The following is a 20,173-nucleotide window of genomic DNA, read 5'->3' as shown; positions in this document are numbered from 1 at the left end:
CATGAGAACGTGGAGCGAAGCGTTTCTTTTGCAGGCCGCCTCCGATTTAGAGGTATTTGAATTCCTCGAAAAGAGCAGACTGCCTTCCTGTCATCGTCTGCACTATCTGCAGATGTGGCTTGAGAAGCTATGCAAGGCATATTTGTGGATGCCAAGCGGGGATTCCGGTGAATTGCGTCTGAGCCACAATGTCATTCGTAAAATTCTTCCCAGACTGATCGAGGAAGAATGGCGTCGAATCGAATTAAAGAGACGTCCGGATCTGAGATCCCTCAGCCTGCTGTGCCGGGAGATTGATCTGCTTCATCCGCAGATCGATGATGAGGCCCGGCGTCCGGATAATGTTGAGTATCCCTGGTCCGATTCTGCCGGTCCGGTGGAAGTTCCTTCAGGGTGGAAATTCCCTGTTACCGATAAGCTGTACACAACGACCGGACGACTGCTTTTGAAAGCGGCAACGCAGCTTACCCGGAATCCTTTTCCGACGTATCCGAGAAAATAAGACAGATCTCTTGTTCCGATGGGCCGCCTGTTACACCCTGACGCAGGCTCAGGCTTATTTGTTCACTGAGGAGATGTCGGCGGGGGTGACGACCAGATCATCCTGCGCCGCGTATTCATTGAGCAGCACGGCGACGAGGACGGCAGTGGGCACGGCGACCATGGCGCCGACGACTCCGGCGAGCGAGGAGCCGAGCAGCAGGGCGATCAGCACGGCCAGACCAGCGAGGTTGACCTGCGTCTGCATGATGCGCGGCGTGAGCCAGGAGGTTTCGACCTGGGCGTAGATGGCATAAAAGATGATCACGCCGAGGACGCGTCCCCAGGAATCGATGGCGGCGACCAGCAGAACAAGCGAGACGGAGACGATGGCTCCCACGATGGGCACGATGTTGAAGAGGCCCATGACGACGCCGAGCGCGTAGGCGTAACGAATGTGCAGCAGCGCGAAGACGATGGTGCTGGAGATGCCGAGAATCAGCATCAGAGAGCCCTGGCCGAGCAGCCAGCGGCCCATGCGGACCTCGGCGCGCCCGAGGGTCAGATTGAGGCGCTGACGGCGCTCCGTGGGCACGAAGGAGAGCAGCCAGGAGTAAGCGTTCTCGCCTTCGAGGATGAAATAGATGGTCAGCACGGCGCCGGTGATGATGCGAAAGACGGCGCTGGCCCATCCGCTTGCGGAATGAATGAGCCAGCTTGCGAAGTTGGTGGCGAAGTCCTGCAGTTTTTCGTTGAGCGAGTCGAAGTCGACGTGCTGCAGCAGGGGCAGGCTTTCGAGGCGCTGCAGCAGCTCGGGACCGCGCTTCGGCAGCTCTTTGCCGAACTCGCGCAGATCGCGCACCACAGGCGGGATGGCGAAGAAGGCAAAGAGCATGATGGCGATGAGCACGCTGAGCAGCAGAAGCAGCACCGCCATGGCGCGGCCGGGCTGCCAGCGGCCGATGCGCAGACGGGTAATGCAGCGCACCACCGGCAGAAGCACCACGGCAAACAGAGCGCTGACGTAGATAAGCACGAGCACATCGCGCAGCAGCCAGGCGAAATAGATCGCCAGCGCCACGGCGAAGGCAAAGAGAACGACGCCGCGCGGATCGCGCGATTTCATGGCGGGGGGATTCACTCCCGCTGCGAAGCCAAAGCTCATGGGGTTGTGCCCTCGTTCACTGCGCTCTTTGCCTCCGGCGTGAGAGCGATGCGGCCGCGCAGTTCTTCCAGAATGCTCTCCGCCAGGGCATCGGGTTCGAGCTCAAGGGTAGGCACGATCAGATGGGCCTCGCGGTAGAGGGGCAGACGCCCGGTAAAACGCTGCTCCAGCTGCTCACGCTCGGCCAGAACAGGACGCTCCGCGGCTCCGGGCTGTTCGAGACAGCGCGCGATCAGCACGTCGAGCGGCGCATCGAGAAATACGATGCAGGTATCGGAGAGCCGGTTGAGCGCCTCCCGTGTCAAAGGAGATTCCAGAGCGCCGCCGCCGGTGGCCAGCACAAGGGGCGAGCGCTCGAGCAGCGCGGCGATGGACTCCACTTCAAGCCGGCGGAAGGCGGCTTCGCCATCGCGGCGGAAGAGGGCTCCGATGGAGCAGCCGGCGCGGGCTTCAATAAAGCGGTCGGCGTCCTCAAACGGCCAGCCGAGGCGCGCCGCGAGGTGCGCCCCTACGGTGGACTTGCCTGCGCCCATGAATCCGATGAGGACAATTCTGCGGATCTGTGCGGGCAGAGACGATACCTGCGGTCTGCTCTCGTGCTCCTTCATGCGTTCTCTGCATTATAAGGAGCCGTCGAGGAAGACGGCGGTTCCGGCTGTACGACGATCGGGCTCCTGTCAGCGATCGAAACCCGCGGCCTACCTGCTGCCACCTGCCGGTGTGGGCGTCTGCCCGCCGGGGGTCTCTTCGCGCCGAATGGCCGACTGGATGTTGTTCCACACCCCGGGACTGGGGTCGTGAATGGGCAACAGCAGTTTGGCCTGCGAGGCAATGTACTCCAGATCGCGCACCAGAGCGGCACAGTTCTCGCATGATTTGAGATGCTCGTGCGTGGTGAGATCGGTATGGGTCTCGAACAGCTCGGGCAGACTTTCCTGAAATTCAGCACATGTCATGGTCTTTCCGTTATGGCTCATTGGGCGGCCTCCTTCCGCTGTCCGGTGCGGAGCAGGTCGCGCAGTTTCATTCGCGCCTTGTGCAGCTGCGATTTGCTGTTGCCGATCGAGCAGTCCAGCATGGTGGCGATCTCGTTGTGCTCATAGCCTTCCACGTCGTGCAGCACAAAGACCAGCCGGTAGCCGGGTGGCAGATTTTCGACGGCGCGCTCGAGGGTGACGCGATCGATCGATCCGGAGAGCATCAGATCGCGGGCGCCGATATCCTTGCGTGGACCGTCATCCTGCGACGGCTCCAGCGTCTCTTCGAGCGACACCTGGGGCAGGCCCTTTCTGCGCAGGTGCATCAGCACCACATTCACGGCCAGGCGGTGCAGCCAGGTGGAGAATGCGGAGTCGCCGCGAAAGGTGCCGATCTTGCGGTAAAGCTGCATGAAGGCTTCCTGCGTCAGGTCCTCGGCTTCAGCGACATTACCGAGCATGCGCAGGCAAAGAGAGTAGACACGCCGCTTGTGCAGCGAGTAGAGGGTTTCAAAGGCCCGTCCGTCGCCGGCCTGTGCCTGTGCGATCGCCTCAGCCTCTCCGGCGATGGGAGGATTACGGCGCATGTGATGATGTACTGGTTTTGGCTGTACTGGTCCCGCGCTCATCCAGTTATCCCTGTCATTAACATAGTGGCTGCAGAAGATTTCCCGTCTGCAGTGCTCCAGTCCGCCTGCGAAACCAAACCGCCGATCCGCAGGGTAAGTCAGTTCCGGAACGAATAAAGATTAATTAACGGTGGGATGGCAGAGTCTGCGTGAACGTTGCCTGCAGTGGAGCGCTCTGTTTTCTGACCGGCAGCCGAAGGGGAAGGGAGCAGCAGCCATAATCGGGTCAGATGTTGCCGCGGGAAGGCCGGATTCCGACGGGCGCGCCGCATGAGGGCCGCGCGCGCCGCCGGGAAAAAGAAGACTGCCGATCAGCGGCCGAAGAATACGGCGTTTTTCTCGGTATAGCTCTGCCATTTTTCCGGCAGATCGTCGGCGGCAAAGATTGCAGAAACCGGGCAGACCGGAACGCACGCGCCGCAGTCGATGCACTCGACCGGGTCGATGAAGAGCTGATCCGATTCGCCGTGCTTCGCTTCGTCTTTTTTGGGATGGATGCAATCCACCGGGCAGGCATCCACGCAGGCTGTGTCCTTCGTCCCGATACAGGGTTCCGCAATCACGTAAGCCATGAAAATCCTCTTCCAGAGTAATGGTGAGTCAACAGGCACATTGTACGGCATTTTGTTGCCCGATGATGAATCGGAACCGATGCGCGCACTTTGAAGCTGAGAAAAAAGCTCAGGACGATCATGCGGCTCAGGGCTGCGTCTGCTGCGCCCGCGCCGCGGCGTACTCCGCGGGAGTGGGGATGGGCAGCAGGTTGCGCCCTGCGAACATATCGCTGAAGAGCCCGACTATCTCATCGCGCAAGGCGCCGTTGGTGGCGAGGATCTCTTCGCTGTCGAGCAGAAACGGACTGCCGTCGAAGCGCGTGACGGTTCCACCGGCTTCGGTCACCAGCAGCACGCCGGCGGCGGTGTCCCAGGGATTCAGATTGAACTCCCAGAAGCCTTCGAGGCGGCCGCAGGCGGTGTAGGCGAGATCGAGAGCGGCCGAGCCGGCGCGGCGCACCCCGTGCGAGCGCAGCGTGCACTCCTGGTAGAAGTGAATATTCGGGCTGCTGTGGCGCTTGCGGCTGGGAAAGCCGGTAGCCAGCAGCGCCTCGGAAAGCGTCTTTACCGGCGAGACGTGGATGGGCTGGCCGTTGCGCCATGCGCCGCGTCCTTTTTCCGCGGTGAACAGCTCGTCGCGCATGGGGTCGTAGATGACGCCGGCGACCAGCTCGCCATCCTGATCGGCGGCGAGGCCGGCGGGACGATGCTCAAGGCCCATCGAGACGCAGAAGACGGGAAAGCTGTGCGCGAAGTTGGTGGTGCCGTCGAGCGGATCGATGTACCAGCGGTATTCGCGGTCGAGGCCCTCGCGCGTGCCTTCTTCGCCGTAGATGCCGTGCGTGGGGAAGGCGGCGTGCAGGCGCTCGACGATCTGCTTTTCGGAGGCGCGATCGGCTTCGGTCACCAGATCGACATCGCCTTTGTACTCGGTGGCGACGCCGCGGCGGAAGTATTCGCGCAGCAGCGCTCCGGCTTCGAGAGCGATTTCAGAGGCGGGTGCTGCGAAGGGCAGCTCCTGGGGAATATTCGACCGGCTCAATGGATCTCCTCTTCACTCCGCGCTGCCTCTTCCACACGGCGGGCCCGGCGGCGCGGGTCATCGCGGCGGGAGCTCTCGGTGATGCTGCGGATCTGGTGTTTGTAAATGAATAAATTGGGCTGGCCCTCGCGGGTCAGACGAATCATGCGGTCGTCGAAGTACTCGATCCAGCCGGAGACGGTTTCACCGTCGCGCAGCTTCACCTTTACGCCCACCTGCTTTTCGCTGAGAAAGCGCAGATAGAGAGCCTCCTGCCCGGTTTCTCCCGGAGGCGGCGATTTTTGCCGGCGGCGCGATGCATTGTAAGGCGGCACGCCCCTATTGTAACCAGGCCGCTGCGGTCAGCGCGGCGGCTCGGGAACGGAGGCCGGCGCGGAGTAGTAGCCGGTGCGGTAGCGCAGCGTATACGGCGGCTGCGGAGGGTCCTTCAGCGTGACCGAGATGCGATGGAAATCGGAGAAAGAAGAGTGGCGCACCGGGTAATAACCGATCAGGTATTGCGTGCGCAGGTCTTCGGAGATCTTCTGAAAGGCTTTTTCGAGATTGCCGGCTTCGGCATAGTAATATTTGCCGCCCGTCTCCTGCGAGAGCGCGATCAGCGCGTGCTCGCCGCCGGTATCGCGGCCGGCGTCGGCGACGATGGGCAGGTCGATGAGGCTGTAGACCATCACCTCGCCCCGCACCGCCTCTTCAAGCGCCTGCTGGTAGTCGACGCCGGAGACGGTGTTGCTGCCGTCGGAGATGACGACCAGCACCCTGCGCCCGGAGAGCGGCGTGAGGCGCTGCGAGGCCAGCCAGATGGCGTTATAGAGCGCCGTGGCCGGGCCGGTGGTGAGGTTTTCAATGCCCGCGTCGATGCGCCGCAGATTGCTGGTGAAGCCGACGACCTCGCGCACGTCGGAGTTGACGTCCATGAGGTCGAGCCGGTCGACCGGGCGCAGCAGCGCGTGGACGAAGTTGTGCGCCGCATATTTTTCGAGCGGGAGATCCTTCTGCACGCTGCCGCTGGTATCGATGGCGAGCACGAGCGAGAGCGGCATCTCGGACTGGCGCTCGAAGTACGAGATGGTCTGCGGGTGGCCGTCCTGGGTGAGCAGGAAATCATCTTTTGCCAGGCCGCCGACGGGCGCGCCGGCCGGGTCCGTGACGTTGACGAAGACATTCACGAGGCGCACGTCGACGTGAATCGGCGGTGGCTGCTGCGCGCCTGCATAAAGCGAGGCGCAGAGCAGAAGGCCGGTGATTCCGGCGCAGAGCTTCAACGGAGCGGCTCCGGACTCGGTTTCGGGTGGACCTGCGGCGTGAGCTCGGCCGGGAAGGGCTCGCCGTCGGACCACACGGCTCCATCCTCGAAGTGCTCTTTCTTCCAGATGGGCACGGTCTTTTTGAGGGTGTCGATGAGCCAGCGGCAGGCATCGAAGGCCGCGGCCCGGTGCGCGGAGGCTACGGCGATGAAGACGCTGGTCTCGCCGATCTCGAGATGGCCGAGCCGGTGGACGATGGCCACGTCGCGGATGGGATATTTGGCGCGAGCTTCGGCGGCGAGGCGCTGCATGCGGGGCAGGGCCATCTCTTCGTATGCCTCGTAGACCAGCCAGAGCGTCCTGCGGCGGCGGGTATTGTTGCGCACGATGCCGTCGAAGGTGACGATGGCGCCGTCCTCGCCCTGCTTGAGCGCGGCAACGACGGCAGTGGTGTCGATGGGTTCGCGGATGAGCGCGACGTGCGGGTTCTCCGTTCCGCCGCTGACCGGAGGCAGCAGCGCAACCTCATCGCCTTCGTTGAGACGGTGCGTGGCGGGGGCATACTCGCGATTGACGGCGACGGCGATGGAGGACCAGAGATTTCCCTGAGCGGCAGGGCCGGTCTGGGTGAAGTATTGGGCGAAGCGCGCCTGCATCGTCTGCAGAAGATCGTCGACGGTGGAACCGGCTTCGAGGCAGATCGAATCCGGTTGATCCGGCAGTAAGTCTTTCAGTACGCCAAAGAGGAGGATTCGCACCTGCATATCCTTCACGATACTCATATCGGACGTGAAGCAGGCTGGTCCGATGCTGAGTGACCCTGGGGTCTGTTCGCCCTGGCCATTGGACGCAGCAGACGCGGGATTGTTTCCGTCAGGGATAGCCGGGGAAGAGCTCGCCTTCGGCGGGGTACCAGAGATGCTGTCCGTCGGTCCGGGCAAAGGAAGTGAGCGCATGCGGCTCGGTATGGCTGTGGCCTTTGGCGTCGCAGAAGATGTTGGTGACCGGAACGCCGCGGAGGGTAAGCGCGTCGGCGACCAGGGAGCGGTGGCAGCGCCAGGGAACAGCTTCGGCGCACATGATGGCGGTATGGTCCAGGTCTTCGGCGGCGAGCAGCTCGTCGAGGGCGGCGGCGAAGGCAGGCGTCTGCATGTAATCGGCGTATCCGCGAAAGCTGCTGTTGCGCCAGCCGGTGTTGATCGAGTCTTTGCGCGCGTGGCGCAGGCCGCCGAGCGAGCGCTGCCAGCGGCAGGCGATGCCGGCATCGCGCAGAGATGCGAAGAGATTGTCCTGCGCGAACTGCGGGTTATGGCGCGACTTCGGAATGCTGCGGATATCGACGAGGGTGCGGACCTGGTATGCACGCAGCGCTCCGAGGAAGACATCGATGGGCAGCGTGGAGTGGCCGATGGTGAACACCGGCTTTCATGGTAAACGCGCGAGAAGGCCGGCCCGCGCCGGGCACCGGTGTTACTCGATGCCCAGGCGGTGCTGCAGCTGCTCGAGGGAGACGCCTTTGGTCTCCGGGTAGAAGAAGAGAACGACGAAGAACTGCAGGACCATCATGGCGGCGAAGAAGGCGAAGGGCGCTCCGGCCGAAAGCACGGCGATGGAGGGAAACGCCTTGCTGATGATCGCGTTCATGATCCAGTGCGAAGAGCTGCCGAGGCTCTGGCCGCGCGAGCGCACCTTGGTCGGGAAGACTTCGCTGATGTAGACCCAGATGACGGCGCCCTGCGAGACGGAGAAGAAGAAGATAAACCCGACCAGCAGCCAGAGCAGATCGCCCTGGTGGCTTTTCGTGAGAAAGACGGCGGCGACGCCGGCCAGACAGGCCGCAGTTCCGACGGAGCCGAAGAGCAGCAGCGTCTTGCGGCCCAGCCGGTCGATGACGGTCATGGCCAGCAGCGTCGCGCCCAGGTTCATGGCGCCGATGATGACGGCCTCGCGGTCGGCGGAGAGGCCGCGGAAACCTCCGGCGGTGAAGATGTCATTCACGTAATAGAGAATGGCGTTGATGCCGGAGAGCTGATTGAACATGCCGATGGTGACGGCAAGAAAGATGGGCAGGCGGTACTTGCGCTGGAAGAGCGGCTCGGCCTTTGCGGAGCGCTCGAGGTGGATTGATTCGACGATCTCCTTCAGCTCGGCCTCGGAGTCCGGCGTGCCCATCAGCTCCAGAACGCGGCGGGCCTCATCGATGCGGTTCTGCGTGACCAGCCAGCGCGAGCTCCGCGGGATGCCGTAGAGCATGACGAGGAAGAGCGCGGCGGGAATGCCGGCGACGCCCAGCTGCCAGCGCCACTGCAGCAGTCCCAGATTGAAGCCGGCGATGAAGAAGTTCGAGGCGTAGGCCAGCAGAATGCCGCCCACCACATTGATCTGGAAGAGTCCGACGAGACGGCCGCGCAGCTTCGCCGGAGCGAGCTCGGCGAGATAGACGGGGCCGAGGACCGACGAGCCGCCGATGCCGAGTCCGCCAAGGAGGCGGAAGAAGAGCAGCGAATACCAGTCCCACGAGAGGGCGCAGCCCACGGCAGAGACGACATAGAGCGCCGCCATGACGCGCAGCGCTTCGCGGCCGCCCATCTTCTGCCCGAGCGGACCGGCGCCGATGGCGCCGATGACAGTGCCGAGCAGCGCGATGGAGACGGTGGTTCCGAGGGCGCTGGGCGTGAGGTGAAAGACTTGGGTGAGCTGCTGCGTGGTGCCGGAGATGACGGCGGTATCGAAGCCGAAGAGCAGACCGCCCAGTGCGCCGACAATCGAGCTGCGGATAAGAGTCGCGCTTAGTCGCATGGGGCTCCGTTTGCTGACGGCGAGGAGCTCGCCGGGAAGGGAAGTATACAGGCCCCGAGCAGGCCTGCGTCAGAGCCAAGCTCGGCGGCCAGCACCTGCGTCCCGCCGCCGGGAATGCTGGCGGAGGCCACGGCGCCGGGCTCGGTGAGGCGATAAACGTACGAGCGATGGCGCAGCTCGCGGAAGAGCTCGGGCGCGAAGAGATCCCAGGAGGCGACCAGACCTCCGCCGATCACGTAGAGCGGCAGATTCAGCGTGTTCACCAGTCCCGCCAGGCCGATGCCGATGGCGCGGCCGGCCTCTTCAAAGATGGCGCGGGCATCGGGATCGCCGCTGCGCGCCGCTTCGCCGAGGTCGCGGGCCGTCCACCAGGCGTGGCCGGTTTTGCGGCCGGCCAGCCCCGGAGCTTTGCCGGCGGCGACCCTCTGATTCGCGGTGCGCACGATGGCGGTGGCCGAGGCGTACATCTCCATGCAGCCCTTGCCGCCGCAGCCGCAGTCGGGGCCGTCGGGGTAGATGGTCATGTGTCCGGCCTCGCCGCCCATGCCGGTCACGCCGTGCCAGATCTTTCCGTCGAGAATGATGCCGTTGCCGATGCCGGTGCCGAGGGTGAGCATGCAGAGCGAATCGACGCCGAGCGAGCGGCCGAGGCCCAGCACGCACTCGGCGAGAGCTGCCGCGTTGGCATCGCTCTCGAGCACGACCGGCATGCCCAGGCGGCGCTCCACCTCGTCCTTCAGGTCGAAGCGGTCCCATCCGGGCAGATTGGGCGGATTGTGCAGGCGCCCGGCGGGCAGCTCGATGGGGCCGGGCGTGCCGATGCCGATGCCGGCGAGCGCATGCTGCGGGCTGTACTTCTCATAAAGGCGACGAACCGCGCCGCAGAGATCGTCTACCACCGCGAGCCGTCCGGCATCGAGGCGGGTAGGCAGATGAATCGTCTCCAGCAGGCCGTCGCGAACCGTCCAGGCCGCGATACGCAGATTGGTGCCGCCGAGATCGACGCCGATACTGAAACCGGAAGAAGAATCCTTAAGCATAATTTTTCACTTCATTCTGTGCGGCATTGGGGAACAGACAGCGCAGCAAATTGATTGCCGGAAAAGCCACGTCTTTCGCGGGGCCTGTCCGGCAACCACCAGCACTATAGCAGGAAAAAGGGAGAAAGTGGAAACGTTCCCACTTTTCAGCAGGGAACTCGAGGAAGGGCGATCACAGAGCCGCGCGGGCGCATCCGCAGGATTCGCGCAGAACCAGCAGCGGCTCGAGGCGGACCGGTCCTGTTTTGCGGGCCGGCGCGGGACGCTTTGCCCGCGATGAGCCCTGGGGCTGCTCGGCGGGAAGCTGCGTGAAGAGCAGCTCGGCGGCGGTGCGGCCGATGTCCTCGATCGGCTGCTGGACGACGCTGATGGATGGGCGCAGCGTGGCGGCCAGCTCGAAGTCGTCGAAGCCGAGCAGGGCAACGGTCTTCGGAATGTCGACGCGCATCTTCTGCAGCGTCTCGAAGGCGTAGATGGTGGTGCTGTTTTTTACGGTGAAGATGGCGTCGGGCGGAGCGGTCGCGGCGAGGTGGCTTTCGATGGCGTGCTCGGCGGATTTGTAATCCTTCACACTCATGTCTTCCATCGGCTCGAGTCCTGCGGCCGTCATGGCCTGACGGTATCCGCGCAGACGCTCGCGAATGGTGTAGAGCGTGGTCTCGCCGCCCAGGCAGAGGATGCGCCGGTAGCCGTGGCCGACAAGATGCTCGACGGCGATGCGCGCGCCCTTGAAGTTGTCGATGCCGACCGACGCTACGCCGGAGTGTGTCACGGGACGGTCGATGCAGACAACGGGGATGGGCGTGCGCTCAAGAAAGGCGGCCAGCGCTTCGTTCTGCGAATTGGCCGGGGCGAGCAGAAGGCCGTCGGCGCGGTGGCGCATGAGAGCGTTGATGTTTTCCATCTCGACGTGCGGATCGTTGCCGGTGACGGCGACGACGAGCATGGAGTCGTGGGCGCGCGTGATGCGCTGCGCGGCCTCGGCACAACTGGCGAAGAAGGAGTCGGCGATGCTGGGGATGACCAGTCCAATGGTGCGGGTGCGCTCGCCCTTGAGGATGCGGGCAGCCTGATTGGGCGTATAGCCGATCTGGTCGATGATGGCGCGAATTCTGGCCAGGGTTTTAGGGCTGACGCGCTTTCCGCCGTTGATGACCCGGGAGACGGTAGTTGTACCAACGCCGGCTCGCTGCGCGACATCACTGAGTGTGGGGTGCGAACTTTTTCTCTTCATTTGAGCGGGCTGCGCAGCCAGTGTACGCCATGCGGCCCCGAGGCTGTTCATTTGCCGGGAGGCTGTTCAGTCGCTCAGGGGCTGTTTGTCCGCTATGGCTGAGTGAGCGGCACAGTGCCGGGAGCGCGGCGTGGTTTCATGCTGCTCGACGTGGTGCCGGCCGGAGAGATCCATGTCTGCCCTTCTTCGAGGGGCAGCATCGCCTCGCTGAGACCGGCCCTTCGCGCGGCCACGAAGAGCTCAGGCAGCGGCTCGTCGGGGCCCTCGAACGAAAGCTGAAAGGTGCCGAAGTGCATGGGGATCATACGCGACGCGCCGAGATCGATGAAGCCCCGCAGGGCATCGGAGGGGCTGGTGTGGACGCGGCGGAAGCTGTCCGGCTTATAAGCCCCGATGGGCAGCAGAGCCACCTCGGGCTTCAGACGCTCGCCGATCTCACGGAAGCCGGGAAAGTAGCCGGTGTCGCCGGAGTGATAGACGGAGTGCCCGCCGGCCCGCAGCATGTATCCGCCGAAGCCACGATGCGTATCGCGGAAGAGGCGCGCGCCCCAGTGCTGCGCTGGGGTCAGAGTCAGCTCGAGCGGACCGGCGTCGCCGCCGTCGAGCGAGACGGACTGCCACCACTGCAAAGAGATCACGCGGGAGAAGCCGAGGCGGCGGACCAGGTCTTCGACGCCCCAGGGCACGACCACGGCCGGCGCTTTGCCCGACTTTCGGAGTGTGTGCCGGATGATTTTTCTGAGGGAGGGGAAGTTGAGGTGGTCCATGTGCGCGTGCGTGAGCAGAACGGCGTCGATGGGCGGCAGGTCTTTGAGCTTCACGCCGGGACGGCGGATGCGGCGCAGCAGAACCAGCCAGTCGGCGAAGACCGGATCGACGATGAGATTCAGGCCCGCGATCTGAATCAGAAAGGTCGAATGGCCGATGAAGGTGATTCCGAGATCGCGCTCTCCCGCAAGGATGGGCTTATGGGACCTGCCCTGCATGGGACGGAGGGCCGAGCGGCCGACAAGGTTGAGGGCAAATTTCAGACGGCCGAAATTCGGCATGTATGCTGCGACTCCTCATCTTTCAGATGCCGCCGGAGGCGGGAGGATGCGATTTTGGAGGCGAGGGATGGGCAAAAGAGACCGGAAGCACACTGAAAGGACTGCCGGAAGAGGGATTGCGAAGGGAGAACCAAAGTAACAACTTTCCGGGCTGCGGCGGCCGTAAATTGTGGCAACGGATGGCTGATTCCACCATCTGTAGTAGGCAGGACAGCCGGAGAAATGCCAGGAAAAACCGGTGATCCCCCGGAAGACGAGGAAAATCCTTGAACCGGGAGGCGGGACGGGATATAAGCATGGAGCCGGGATCAGGTTTGCGCCTTCCCGGATCGCAAAAACCCCGCGCCACCGGAAGGAGCAGCGATGAAGGCAGCGATCAATGCCTCAGGGCCCCGCAGCAGCGAGATTCGGGAAGTGATGGATATTCGGCAGGCTTCTGACTACCTTGGAATCAGCCCGGACAGCCTTTACAGGTATGCCTCGGAGGGTTTTATTCCCGCCTTTAAGCTGGGAAACCGCTGGCGCTTTCGCCGCTCGCGGCTGGAAGAGTGGATGGACCGGCAGTCGGGTCTCGACGCCGTTCCTGAGCCCGGCCTGGAACCGGAGCCGAAGCTGGTAAAGCCCCGGCAGAAGAAGCCGGTTCGCGGCACGACGGATACGGTGGCCACGGAAGCGGCCGGAACGGCGCGAGCACGGTCAAAGCGGAGTGGTACCCGCGGCTGATCGCGGTGCAACTTCTTTGTTGTCTGGCTTCTGCTTCGGATATTTCATGTTCCCGATGAGCTTTTGAGCTGTTATGCGCTCTGCAGCTCGTGCGTTTCTGTCGCGGCAACGGTAGGCTATTGCGAGGAGACCCTTGCGCTTGAACGCCAGCCGACAGGATATCGGGCCGTCCGAGGCCAGCTCGCAGATCGATCCCACCCTGCTGCCATCGTTTTCGCTGAAGAACCGTCTGGCGAGAGCGCTCTGGAACCTTTGCTATGCGCTGCTGTACCGGACCTCGCCCCGGCCCTTGCACGCGTGGAGGTCGATGCTGCTGCGGGCCTTCGGCGCAAAGATGGGCGCGGCCTGCCATTTTTATCCGAAGTCGAAGGTCTGGGCGCCCTGGAATCTGATCTGCGAGGACCGGGTGAGTCTGGCGGACGACGCCGAGCTTTATAACCCCTCGTCGATGTATCTGGGGTCGCACGCCATCGTCTCGCAGGGCGCGTACGTCTGCGGGGCAACGCACCTGTACAACGAGGTCTCGTTCCGACTGGTGTCGTTCCCGATGCGGCTGGGCGCGTATTCGTGGGTCTGCGCGCGAGCGGCGGTGAATCCTGGGGTGAATGTGGGTGACGGCGCGATTCTAGGGTTGGCCTCGGTGGCGACGAAGGATCTCGAGCCCTTCGGCATCTACGCAGGCATTCCGGCGCGGAAGGTGAAAGAGCGGCTGCGCTCGGCGGTGCCGGGCGGGCCGGAGACGCACTGACGCGGGTACTGTGAATCGGATTCTGCTTTAAGCTTGGTCAGAACGGTCTCCGGAGCCTGCATGGTTTCTTTCACTCGCCGAACCTTTGTTGTTCTGCTGCTTCTGCTGGGCGCGTATTTTCCTGCGTTATGGCCGCAGACGACGCCGGTCATCGCGGTCGATCATGGGCCGAATGCGCCACAGCAGGCGGCGAAGCATTACGTGGTGATGGTCTCGCTCGACGGCTTTCGCTACGACTATGCGAAGAAGTATGGCGCGACGCATCTGCTGGCTCTGGCCGCCGAGGGCGCGAGCGCGCCGCAGGGCATGATTCCGTCGTATCCGTCGATCACCTTCCCCAACCACTACACGCTGGTCACGGGGCTTTATCCGGAGCACCACGGCATTGTGGCGATGACCTTCTACGATCCGGCGCGGAAGCAGACGTATTCGTACCGCGATCCGAAGACGAACAGCGACGGAAGCTGGTACGGCGGCGTGCCGCTGTGGTCGCTGGCCGAGAAGCAGGGTATGCGCAGCGCCTGCTTTTTCTGGCCGGGCTCGGAGGCGGAGATTGCCGGTGAGCGCCCGAGCTATTATCTGCATTTCGACGATGCGTATCCCGATGAGAAGCGCATCGATCAGGTGATCGCATGGCTGAAGCTGCCGCCGGAGCAGCGGCCGCACTTCATCACGCTCTACTACTCGAATGTGGATCACGCGGGGCATGAGTATGGCCCGGATGCGGCGCAGACACGGGCCGCGGTAAAGCATGTGGATGTGCTGATCGGAAAGCTGAAGGCCGATCTAGACCGGCTGCATCTGCCGGTGGATCTGATCGTCGTCTCCGATCACGGCATGGAAAAGACCTCGGGCGGATGGATCGATCTGGATAAGTATGTTCCGCTCGACGGCTTCACGACGGAGGGATCGCTGCTGTATGCCCCCTCGGAGACGGCGGCGAATCACGTGTACCAGAAGCTGAAGGCGGCGGATGCCTCGTTCATGGTCTACCGGCGCGAGCATGTTCCGGCGGAGCTGCACTATGACGAGAATCCCAGAGAAGGCGATCCGGTGATCGTGCCGCGCGGCCCTAACGCTATTCGCGCAAAGGCGCCCGCCGCAGGAAACGAGGATCGTCCGCCGAACGCTGGTTCGCACGGCTACGACCCGTATATGATGCCGACGATGAAGGCGATCTTTTATGCTGCGGGGCCGGATATCCGGCGCGGCGTGACGGTGAAGCCCTTCGAGAATGTGAATGTGTATCCGCTGGTGGTACAGATTCTGGGGCTGGAGAGCCCGAAGGTGGATGGAAGCCTCGGAGTGCTCTCCGGAGTCCTGGCCGATCCGCCGGCGGATCACTAACTGCAAAGGCTTTTGAGAGAACGGATGGCCCTTTTTCTTGGATTTGACGCAGGCGGCACGAAGACCGACTGCGCGCTGGCCGAAGATGACAGGATTCTTGCCCGGGCCCAGGGGGCAAGCATCAAACCGCTGCGGGTCACGATGGAAGAGGCGCAGCGGAACATCGCCGCGCTGCTGGAGGAGATTACGCGGCAGAGCGGCCGCAGCGGGCAGATCGTGGACCTGCGCACGGTCACCGCTTCGTGCATCGGCACGGCGGGGCTTCGCTTTCCGCAGACCGATGGCTGGATGCGGCGGATTTACTCGGCGTGCGCGGGCGGCGCGGTCGAGGTCTGCGGCGATGAAGAGATCGCGCTCGACGCAGCCTTTCCGGGAGCGGCGGGTGTTCTGGTGATGGCGGGAACGGGCTCGAATATTCTGGGCCGAACCGGATCGGGCGAGCGGCTGAACGTGGGCGGATGGGGCCAGGCGCTGGGCGACGAGGGATCGGGCTACTGGATCGGGCATCAGGCGCTGCGGACCGCCTTTCGCGCGCTCGATTTCGGAAGGCGCAGCCCGCTGCTGGACCGGGTGGTCGCATTCTGGCAGGCGGGCACGCTGGAAGAGGCGGTGAGCATCGGCAATGCCACACCAGGGCCGGACTTTTCAAAGCTTTCGCGGCTGGTGACGGAGTGCGCAGAAGAGGGCGACACGCTGTGCCTCGGCATTCTCGATCTGGGAGGAAAGCTGCTGGGCGAAAGCGCGGTCGAAGCCTTTCGCCGGGTGTGCCTGCTCGATCCGGATGTGCCGCCGCCGGGCATCGCGTTTACCGGCAGCATTCTGAAATATGTGGCGCGGGTGCGGGAGGCGATGTTCGCGGCGATTCGCGAGGCGCTGCCCACGGCGCACGTGGAAGCGGAAGCCGCCGATCCGGTGCTGGGAGCGCTGTGGCGCGCCCGGCATCTGGTGCGGGCGCAGTAGATCAGGCTTTGGAGCAGCGCTCGCCGAGCACGAGGGTTTCGACGACCTCGTTCTTCGCCGAGAGCACGGTGATATCGGCGCGGCGGCCAGGAGCCAGCGTGCCGATTTCGCCTTCGAGACCGGTCATGCGCGCCGGGTTGCGGCCGGTGACAGGCAGCATCTCTTCGAGCGAGGCACCGGTAAAAGCGGTGAAGTTGCGTACGGCGCGGTCAAGCGTGAGCGTGCTGCCGGCGAGCGTGTTTTCGCCGATCAGGCAGACGCCGTTCTTCACGCGGACATCGAGCTCGCCGAGCTTGTAGTTGCCGTCGGGTTTGCCGGTGGCCGACATGGCGTCGGTAATGAGCATGGCGCGGTCGCGGCCCTTCGATTTCCAGAAGATTTCGACCGCGGCGGGGTCGACGTGCAGGCCGTCGCAGATGAGCTCGGCAAAGAGAGCATCGTTCGAGAGCACTTCGCCGATCAGGCCGGGCTCGCGGTGATCGAAGGCGCGCATGGCGTTGAAGGTGTGCGTGGCGGTGATGGCTCCCGCGCCTACGCCCTGGCGCGCTTCTTCCAGCCGGGCGTCGCTGTGGCCGAGGCTGACGCGGACGCCGAGACCGGCGGCGCGGGCGATCACTTCAAGAGCTCCGGGCAGCTCCGGCGCAATGGTCATCAGGCGAATCTGCCCTTCGGCGGCCTGCCACATGCGGTCGAATAATGCGACGGTGGGCGGCTGCAGCAGGTGCGCCGGGTGCGCTCCCTTTTTATGCGGCGAAAGAAACGGGCCTTCGATGTGAATACCGACGGCGCGCGCTCCGCCGGTCTCCTGGCGCATCCGCTTTGCCAGGCCGCTGAGCGATTTCAGCGTGGAATCGACTGGGGCGGTGACGGTGGTGGCGAAGTACGAGCCGACGCCGTGCCGCGCGAGAAATCTTCCGATGCCTCCGAGCGAGGCATCGGTCGCGTTCATCACGTCGAATCCATCGCTGCCGTGGATGTGCACATCGAAAAAGGCCGGAATCAGGGTGCAGCCTTCAAAGTGAAGGTGCTCGCCGGCGGGAAGGCTGGAGCTCGACTGCGAAGCCGTGCTGAGGATGTGGCCGTCTTCGATGATGACGACGGGGCGCTCGACGCGTTCTTCTTTGCCGTTCGCTGCTGGGGAAAGAAACCGATCTGCTGTGACGACCGTTCGCATACTTCTGGAATCCAGCCTCCATGCTGTATGTACATTTCGTCAAGTGAGCGATCGGATACGCAAGGGACGATTCGTTCGGCAGGGAACCATCGCGGCGTGGCGGGTGCGGCTGAAGGGCTTTTATTGTTTGCCGATGGACTGGTAGAGCAGCAGGATGCCGATGGCGACGAGACCGGCGTGAACGTATTTGAGGAAGGAGTCGCCGCGCAGGCGGTGGTTGATGAAGCGGCCGAGAAAGATGGCCGGAATGGCGACCGGCAGCGAGACCAGATAGTAGCGGGTGACGGCCGGAACCCAGAGTCCGGCGAGCCAGTATCCGGCCATGGCGGCGATGCTGGCGGGCAGGAAATAACCCTGCAGGGTGGCGCGGAAGTGCGCGGGCGACCAGCGCCGCATGGCTCCATAGATGACCAGCGGCGGCCCGTTCATGCCGTAGGCACCGCCGAGCACGCCGGCGAGAAAGCCGCAGCCCAGAAGCCAGGCGCGGTTGTCGCTGTGAAGCTGGGGCGGGCGGCTGCCGAGCAGGAAGTAGCCGGAGAAGAGGATCAGAATGGCGGCCAGCACGCCTTTGACGATGTGCTGATGGCTGCCGGCCAGCAGCAGCGTGCCGGCGGGGACGCCGAAGAGGGTCGGCGCAAGCAGCCAGCCCGCGCTGCGGATGTGGATCTTCTGCCAGTCCTGCAGAATGACGATGGCGGCGATGGTGATCGACAGCAGAACGGCGACGGGTGCGGCGATTCCGACGGGAAGAAAGAGGGCGAGCAGGGGGACGGCGACGAGCGCTTCGCCGAAGCCGAAGGTCGATCGGATGAGCGTAGCGAAAAAGACCACCAGCAGAACAAACAGAGTCGCCTTGTCCATGCTCTCCTCACTGCGTGCGATCAGGACAAAGCGCCTGCCGGTCTGGTTGCTGCTGCTTCCATTTTAATAGGGCTGCGGTGCTTACCGGGCAGTGATCTGTTTGAAAGAACCGGTCTCCCAGGGGCTGAAGCCCGGCTGATTAGCGCCTATTCATACCGGAGCCGCAGTTGAGAGGGGAGATGCCGGAATTTGATCCGGACACGAATGGATTTAGCCGGTCCGCGCTTCGCGAGGCAAACCTTGACGGCGATGTGGAGCAAGCCGCACGGGAGTACAGAATGCCGGTTACTCTGTAGTGGCTTAACGAGAGCCGATAAAGACTGTCCAGGCGAAATACCCAAATACAAATACCGGGATGTACAGCCAGCGCTCAGCCGTTATGAAGGCGGCACTTATGCAAATAAAGGTAGCAAGTATTAGAGCAAAAACGACGCGCCTCAGAAAAATATCGACTCCTGATTCCGCGCGATCTGCACTTGATTGAGAGTCTTCGGGATGAAATTCATCGGTACTCTCCATTATTCTTTGATCCGGCGCTTAACCAGCTTCATTTTGAACTCGCGGCCGGAATCATCAACAACAGTGAGTGTGTCTTTCTTCAGGCTGAAGCGAACCATAGCATTCTCCGTGAAATGCGGATCGCGCTGCCATCGAAAGCTGAGGGTCCGCTCGGCGAAGTACAGCATCTTTCCATCATCGAGAACTACATGATAAGTATTATGTCCCCATGTGCTTTCTGTAGTGGTTGAAGAATAATTTCCGTTGCCATCCACGTGTCCATTGGTCTGACTTCCGCCATTACTTATCCAGTGTTCCATTCCGAAGGACAAGAGCTTCGCAGACTGCCAGTCAGCATCAGATGTTTTATTCCAAGCGTGCGCGGCGAACGGCGAAACTGAGAGCGAGAGAGCGAAGGCAAAGAGAAGTGCAATGCGCAGGGGCAATTTCATAGCTGTCTAATTTACGCCCGGAGCAGTGCGGCGTACAGATTACATCCGTCAGTATGGCGCAGGCGCATGAGCTGACTGGGCTTCAGATGGCGGTTTTCGATCCAGAACGACATAACACGGCTGAAGCCGCGCCCTGATACAAAACGAAACGATTCAAACGGGAGCGCGACCGCTTATGGCGGACAGGAGCGGCCATCCCCATCAGGCCTCGTACACTGGAGAGAGATGGGCCTTCCTCGTATCGGTATGCATCTTTCCACCTCGGGCGGCGTATGGCGGGCCGCCGAGCGCGCGCGGGAGCTGGGCGCAAATACCTTTCAGATCTTTTCCGCGAGCCCGCGCATGTGGCGCGCCTCCATGCCCGAAGCGGCGGACTGCAAAAAGCTGCAGGCCCTGCGAAGGGAGCTCGACTGCACGCCGATGGCGATTCACGTGAGCTACCTGGTGAATCTGTGCAGCCAGTCGGAGGAGGTGCGGAAGAAGTCGGTCGCGGCCTTTCGCGGCGAGGTGGAGCGCGCGCTGGCGCTTGGGGCGGAGTATCTGGTGCTGCATCCGGGATCGTGGCGCGGCCTGACGCGCGAAGAGGGTCTGCGGCTGGCGGCGGAGTCGATCGCCGAAGCGGTCGAGGGCCTGCAGCTTCGCGGCTCGGGAAAGGCAAAGCCGCGGCTGCGGGTGCTGATCGAGAACACGGCGGGGGCGGAGTTTTCGCTCGGAGGCAGCTTCGAGCAGGTAGCGGAGCTGATCGGACGGCTGAAGACGGTGCTGCCGGTGGGGGCATGCCTCGACACCTGCCACTGCCACGTGGCCGGGTACGATCTGGTGAGCGAGGCGGGCTACGAGGAGACGGTGGGGCAGATCGCGGCGACGATCGGCCTCGATACGGTGCGCGTGTGGCATGTGAACGATGCGAAGGCGGCGCGCGGCTCGAAGCTCGACCGGCATCAGCATATCGGCGAAGGCACGATCGGCCTTGAAGCCTTTGGACGGCTGCTGAATGATCCCCGGTTTGCGCACTGCGCCTTTATCGCCGAGACTCCGGTCGACGAGCCTGGGGACGACGTGAAAAACCTTCGCGCGCTGAAACGGTTACTTCGCACCAGTCAAAATCAGGTTACCGCCGTAAATTCACTTGCATAGCGGCGTTGTACCCTGGAAACTGGATACCTCCCCTGTTGTCTTTTCCTTTCTTTTCTTTAG

At 63.1% G+C, this 20,173-nt stretch carries 24 protein-coding genes; 6 read left to right on the top strand and 18 right to left on the bottom strand.

All coding sequences use genetic code 11. The features are described from left to right. Position 1: 1 nt before the first annotated feature. Complete coding sequence (locus D0Y96_RS05690) at positions 2-502, top strand: hypothetical protein (RefSeq protein ID WP_147324925.1); 501 nt, start codon at positions 2-4, stop codon at positions 500-502. A 54-nt stretch (positions 503-556) separates the two neighbouring features. Here D0Y96_RS05690 and D0Y96_RS05685 read toward each other — a convergent pair whose 3' ends face one another. The 14 genes from D0Y96_RS05685 to D0Y96_RS05620 all read right to left on the bottom strand — a co-directional run bounded on the left by D0Y96_RS05685 (position 557) and on the right by D0Y96_RS05620 (position 12,213). Then, complete coding sequence (locus D0Y96_RS05685; RefSeq protein WP_117298373.1) at positions 557-1,645, bottom strand: AI-2E family transporter; 1,089 nt, start codon at positions 1,643-1,645, stop codon at positions 557-559. Further along, positions 1,642-2,253, bottom strand: coding sequence for a shikimate kinase (locus tag D0Y96_RS05680; protein ID WP_117298372.1), 612 nt, complete (start codon positions 2,251-2,253; stop codon positions 1,642-1,644). Before D0Y96_RS05680 ends, D0Y96_RS05685 begins: the two co-directional genes overlap by 4 nt. A gap of 90 nt (positions 2,254-2,343) precedes the next feature. Beyond that, positions 2,344-2,622: a hypothetical protein gene (locus tag D0Y96_RS05675; protein WP_252263506.1), complete on the bottom strand. Its 279-nt coding sequence runs from the start codon at positions 2,620-2,622 to the stop codon at positions 2,344-2,346. Next, complete coding sequence (locus tag D0Y96_RS05670) at positions 2,619-3,209, bottom strand: RNA polymerase sigma factor (protein ID WP_117298371.1); 591 nt, start codon at positions 3,207-3,209, stop codon at positions 2,619-2,621. Before D0Y96_RS05670 ends, D0Y96_RS05675 begins: the two co-directional genes overlap by 4 nt. A 353-nt stretch (positions 3,210-3,562) precedes the next feature. Then, a complete protein-coding gene (locus D0Y96_RS05665) occupies positions 3,563-3,823 on the bottom strand; it encodes a 4Fe-4S dicluster domain-containing protein (protein WP_117298370.1) in 261 nt (86 codons plus the stop codon). 127 nt (positions 3,824-3,950) lie between these two features. After that, on the bottom strand, positions 3,951-4,847 hold the full coding sequence (locus D0Y96_RS05660; RefSeq protein ID WP_252263505.1) for an inositol monophosphatase family protein: 897 nt from the start codon (positions 4,845-4,847) through the stop codon (positions 3,951-3,953). After that, positions 4,844-5,161 carry an RNA chaperone Hfq gene (locus tag D0Y96_RS20380; RefSeq protein WP_117298369.1) on the bottom strand — a complete coding sequence of 106 codons (318 nt, stop codon included), beginning with the start codon at positions 5,159-5,161 and terminating at the stop codon, positions 4,844-4,846. Before D0Y96_RS20380 ends, D0Y96_RS05660 begins: the two co-directional genes overlap by 4 nt. Positions 5,162-5,188: 27 nt before the next feature. After that, a complete protein-coding gene (locus tag D0Y96_RS05650; RefSeq protein WP_158562234.1) occupies positions 5,189-6,109 on the bottom strand; it encodes a VWA domain-containing protein in 921 nt (306 codons plus the stop codon). After that, on the bottom strand, positions 6,106-6,855 hold the full coding sequence (locus D0Y96_RS05645; protein ID WP_117298709.1) for a molybdenum cofactor biosynthesis protein: 750 nt from the start codon (positions 6,853-6,855) through the stop codon (positions 6,106-6,108). Before D0Y96_RS05645 ends, D0Y96_RS05650 begins: the two co-directional genes overlap by 4 nt. A 109-nt stretch (positions 6,856-6,964) precedes the next feature. Continuing rightward, positions 6,965-7,510, bottom strand: a complete 546-nt coding sequence (locus D0Y96_RS05640) for a DUF488 domain-containing protein (RefSeq protein WP_117298367.1) — start codon at positions 7,508-7,510, stop codon at positions 6,965-6,967. Positions 7,511-7,561: 51 nt separating this feature from the next. Further along, positions 7,562-8,890, bottom strand: coding sequence for a sugar porter family MFS transporter (locus tag D0Y96_RS05635; RefSeq protein ID WP_117298366.1), 1,329 nt, complete (start codon positions 8,888-8,890; stop codon positions 7,562-7,564). Next, entirely contained in the window at positions 8,881-9,930 is a 1,050-nt protein-coding gene (locus tag D0Y96_RS05630) for an ROK family protein (protein ID WP_117298365.1), read from the bottom strand. The genes D0Y96_RS05635 and D0Y96_RS05630 overlap by 10 nt, the downstream gene beginning before the upstream one ends. A 172-nt stretch (positions 9,931-10,102) precedes the next feature. Further along, positions 10,103-11,164 carry a LacI family DNA-binding transcriptional regulator gene (locus D0Y96_RS05625; RefSeq protein ID WP_158562233.1) on the bottom strand — a complete coding sequence of 354 codons (1,062 nt, stop codon included), beginning with the start codon at positions 11,162-11,164 and terminating at the stop codon, positions 10,103-10,105. A 92-nt stretch (positions 11,165-11,256) separates the two neighbouring features. Further along, positions 11,257-12,213, bottom strand: coding sequence for an MBL fold metallo-hydrolase (locus D0Y96_RS05620; protein ID WP_117298363.1), 957 nt, complete (start codon positions 12,211-12,213; stop codon positions 11,257-11,259). Positions 12,214-12,576: 363 nt separating this feature from the next. Here D0Y96_RS05620 and D0Y96_RS05615 point away from each other — a divergent pair, with 363 nt between their 5' ends. The 4 genes from D0Y96_RS05615 (at position 12,577) to D0Y96_RS05600 (ending at position 15,991) form a co-directional block, all read left to right on the top strand. After that, entirely contained in the window at positions 12,577-12,936 is a 360-nt protein-coding gene (locus D0Y96_RS05615; RefSeq protein ID WP_252263504.1) for a helix-turn-helix domain-containing protein, read from the top strand. Positions 12,937-13,075: 139 nt separating this feature from the next. Beyond that, the gene (locus D0Y96_RS05610; protein WP_252263503.1) at positions 13,076-13,684 is read left to right on the top strand and encodes an LbetaH domain-containing protein; all 609 of its coding nucleotides are present in this window, start codon (positions 13,076-13,078) and stop codon (positions 13,682-13,684) included. 60 nt (positions 13,685-13,744) lie between these two features. Beyond that, positions 13,745-15,031 carry an alkaline phosphatase family protein gene (locus tag D0Y96_RS05605; protein WP_117298362.1) on the top strand — a complete coding sequence of 429 codons (1,287 nt, stop codon included), beginning with the start codon at positions 13,745-13,747 and terminating at the stop codon, positions 15,029-15,031. 24 nt (positions 15,032-15,055) lie between these two features. Continuing rightward, the gene (locus tag D0Y96_RS05600; protein ID WP_117298361.1) at positions 15,056-15,991 is read left to right on the top strand and encodes an N-acetylglucosamine kinase; all 936 of its coding nucleotides are present in this window, start codon (positions 15,056-15,058) and stop codon (positions 15,989-15,991) included. A 1-nt stretch (position 15,992) separates the two neighbouring features. On the opposite strand, the gene nagA is transcribed toward D0Y96_RS05600, so the two are convergent. From nagA to D0Y96_RS05580, 4 genes are all read right to left on the bottom strand, one after another. Further along, on the bottom strand, positions 15,993-17,165 hold the full coding sequence (nagA, locus tag D0Y96_RS05595; RefSeq protein WP_117298360.1) for an N-acetylglucosamine-6-phosphate deacetylase: 1,173 nt from the start codon (positions 17,163-17,165) through the stop codon (positions 15,993-15,995). A gap of 120 nt (positions 17,166-17,285) precedes the next feature. Beyond that, positions 17,286-18,026: a sulfite exporter TauE/SafE family protein gene (locus tag D0Y96_RS05590; RefSeq protein WP_117298359.1), complete on the bottom strand. Its 741-nt coding sequence runs from the start codon at positions 18,024-18,026 to the stop codon at positions 17,286-17,288. 300 nt (positions 18,027-18,326) lie between these two features. Then, positions 18,327-18,545, bottom strand: coding sequence for a hypothetical protein (locus D0Y96_RS05585; protein WP_117298358.1), 219 nt, complete (start codon positions 18,543-18,545; stop codon positions 18,327-18,329). After that, positions 18,545-18,976 carry a hypothetical protein gene (locus D0Y96_RS05580; protein WP_117298357.1) on the bottom strand — a complete coding sequence of 144 codons (432 nt, stop codon included), beginning with the start codon at positions 18,974-18,976 and terminating at the stop codon, positions 18,545-18,547. The genes D0Y96_RS05585 and D0Y96_RS05580 overlap by 1 nt, the downstream gene beginning before the upstream one ends. A 225-nt stretch (positions 18,977-19,201) precedes the next feature. Here D0Y96_RS05580 and D0Y96_RS05575 point away from each other — a divergent pair, with 225 nt between their 5' ends. Next, a complete protein-coding gene (locus D0Y96_RS05575; RefSeq protein ID WP_117298356.1) occupies positions 19,202-20,113 on the top strand; it encodes a deoxyribonuclease IV in 912 nt (303 codons plus the stop codon). Positions 20,114-20,173 lie beyond the last annotated feature (60 nt).

The sequence above is a fragment of the Paracidobacterium acidisoli genome, from assembly GCF_003428625.2.
In the GTDB taxonomy this organism is placed as follows: domain Bacteria; phylum Acidobacteriota; class Terriglobia; order Terriglobales; family Acidobacteriaceae; genus Paracidobacterium; species Paracidobacterium acidisoli.
This window is presented reverse-complemented; position numbering and strand designations above follow the sequence as displayed.

Excerpts from the sequence above, each read along its gene's own strand:
- D0Y96_RS05690 (WP_147324925.1), top strand. The coding sequence starts at position 2 with ATGAGAACGTGGAGCGAAGCGTTTCTTTTGCAGGCCGCCTCCGATTTA.
- D0Y96_RS05685 (WP_117298373.1), bottom strand. The coding sequence starts at position 1,645 with ATGAGCTTTGGCTTCGCAGCGGGAGTGAATCCCCCCGCCATGAAATCG.
- D0Y96_RS05680 (WP_117298372.1), bottom strand. The coding sequence starts at position 2,253 with ATGAAGGAGCACGAGAGCAGACCGCAGGTATCGTCTCTGCCCGCACAG.
- D0Y96_RS05675 (WP_252263506.1), bottom strand. The coding sequence starts at position 2,622 with ATGAGCCATAACGGAAAGACCATGACATGTGCTGAATTTCAGGAAAGT.
- D0Y96_RS05670 (WP_117298371.1), bottom strand. The coding sequence starts at position 3,209 with ATGCGCCGTAATCCTCCCATCGCCGGAGAGGCTGAGGCGATCGCACAG.
- D0Y96_RS05665 (WP_117298370.1), bottom strand. The coding sequence starts at position 3,823 with ATGGCTTACGTGATTGCGGAACCCTGTATCGGGACGAAGGACACAGCC.
- D0Y96_RS05645 (WP_117298709.1), bottom strand. The coding sequence starts at position 6,855 with ATGCAGGTGCGAATCCTCCTCTTTGGCGTACTGAAAGACTTACTGCCG.
- D0Y96_RS05635 (WP_117298366.1), bottom strand. The coding sequence starts at position 8,890 with ATGCGACTAAGCGCGACTCTTATCCGCAGCTCGATTGTCGGCGCACTG.
- D0Y96_RS05630 (WP_117298365.1), bottom strand. The coding sequence starts at position 9,930 with ATGCTTAAGGATTCTTCTTCCGGTTTCAGTATCGGCGTCGATCTCGGC.
- D0Y96_RS05625 (WP_158562233.1), bottom strand. The coding sequence starts at position 11,164 with ATGAAGAGAAAAAGTTCGCACCCCACACTCAGTGATGTCGCGCAGCGA.
- D0Y96_RS05620 (WP_117298363.1), bottom strand. The coding sequence starts at position 12,213 with ATGCCGAATTTCGGCCGTCTGAAATTTGCCCTCAACCTTGTCGGCCGC.
- D0Y96_RS05615 (WP_252263504.1), top strand. The coding sequence starts at position 12,577 with ATGAAGGCAGCGATCAATGCCTCAGGGCCCCGCAGCAGCGAGATTCGG.
- D0Y96_RS05605 (WP_117298362.1), top strand. The coding sequence starts at position 13,745 with ATGGTTTCTTTCACTCGCCGAACCTTTGTTGTTCTGCTGCTTCTGCTG.
- D0Y96_RS05600 (WP_117298361.1), top strand. The coding sequence starts at position 15,056 with ATGGCCCTTTTTCTTGGATTTGACGCAGGCGGCACGAAGACCGACTGC.
- nagA (WP_117298360.1), bottom strand. The coding sequence starts at position 17,165 with ATGCGAACGGTCGTCACAGCAGATCGGTTTCTTTCCCCAGCAGCGAAC.
- D0Y96_RS05590 (WP_117298359.1), bottom strand. The coding sequence starts at position 18,026 with ATGGACAAGGCGACTCTGTTTGTTCTGCTGGTGGTCTTTTTCGCTACG.
- D0Y96_RS05585 (WP_117298358.1), bottom strand. The coding sequence starts at position 18,545 with ATGGAGAGTACCGATGAATTTCATCCCGAAGACTCTCAATCAAGTGCA.
- D0Y96_RS05580 (WP_117298357.1), bottom strand. The coding sequence starts at position 18,976 with ATGAAATTGCCCCTGCGCATTGCACTTCTCTTTGCCTTCGCTCTCTCG.
- D0Y96_RS05575 (WP_117298356.1), top strand. The coding sequence starts at position 19,202 with ATGGGCCTTCCTCGTATCGGTATGCATCTTTCCACCTCGGGCGGCGTA.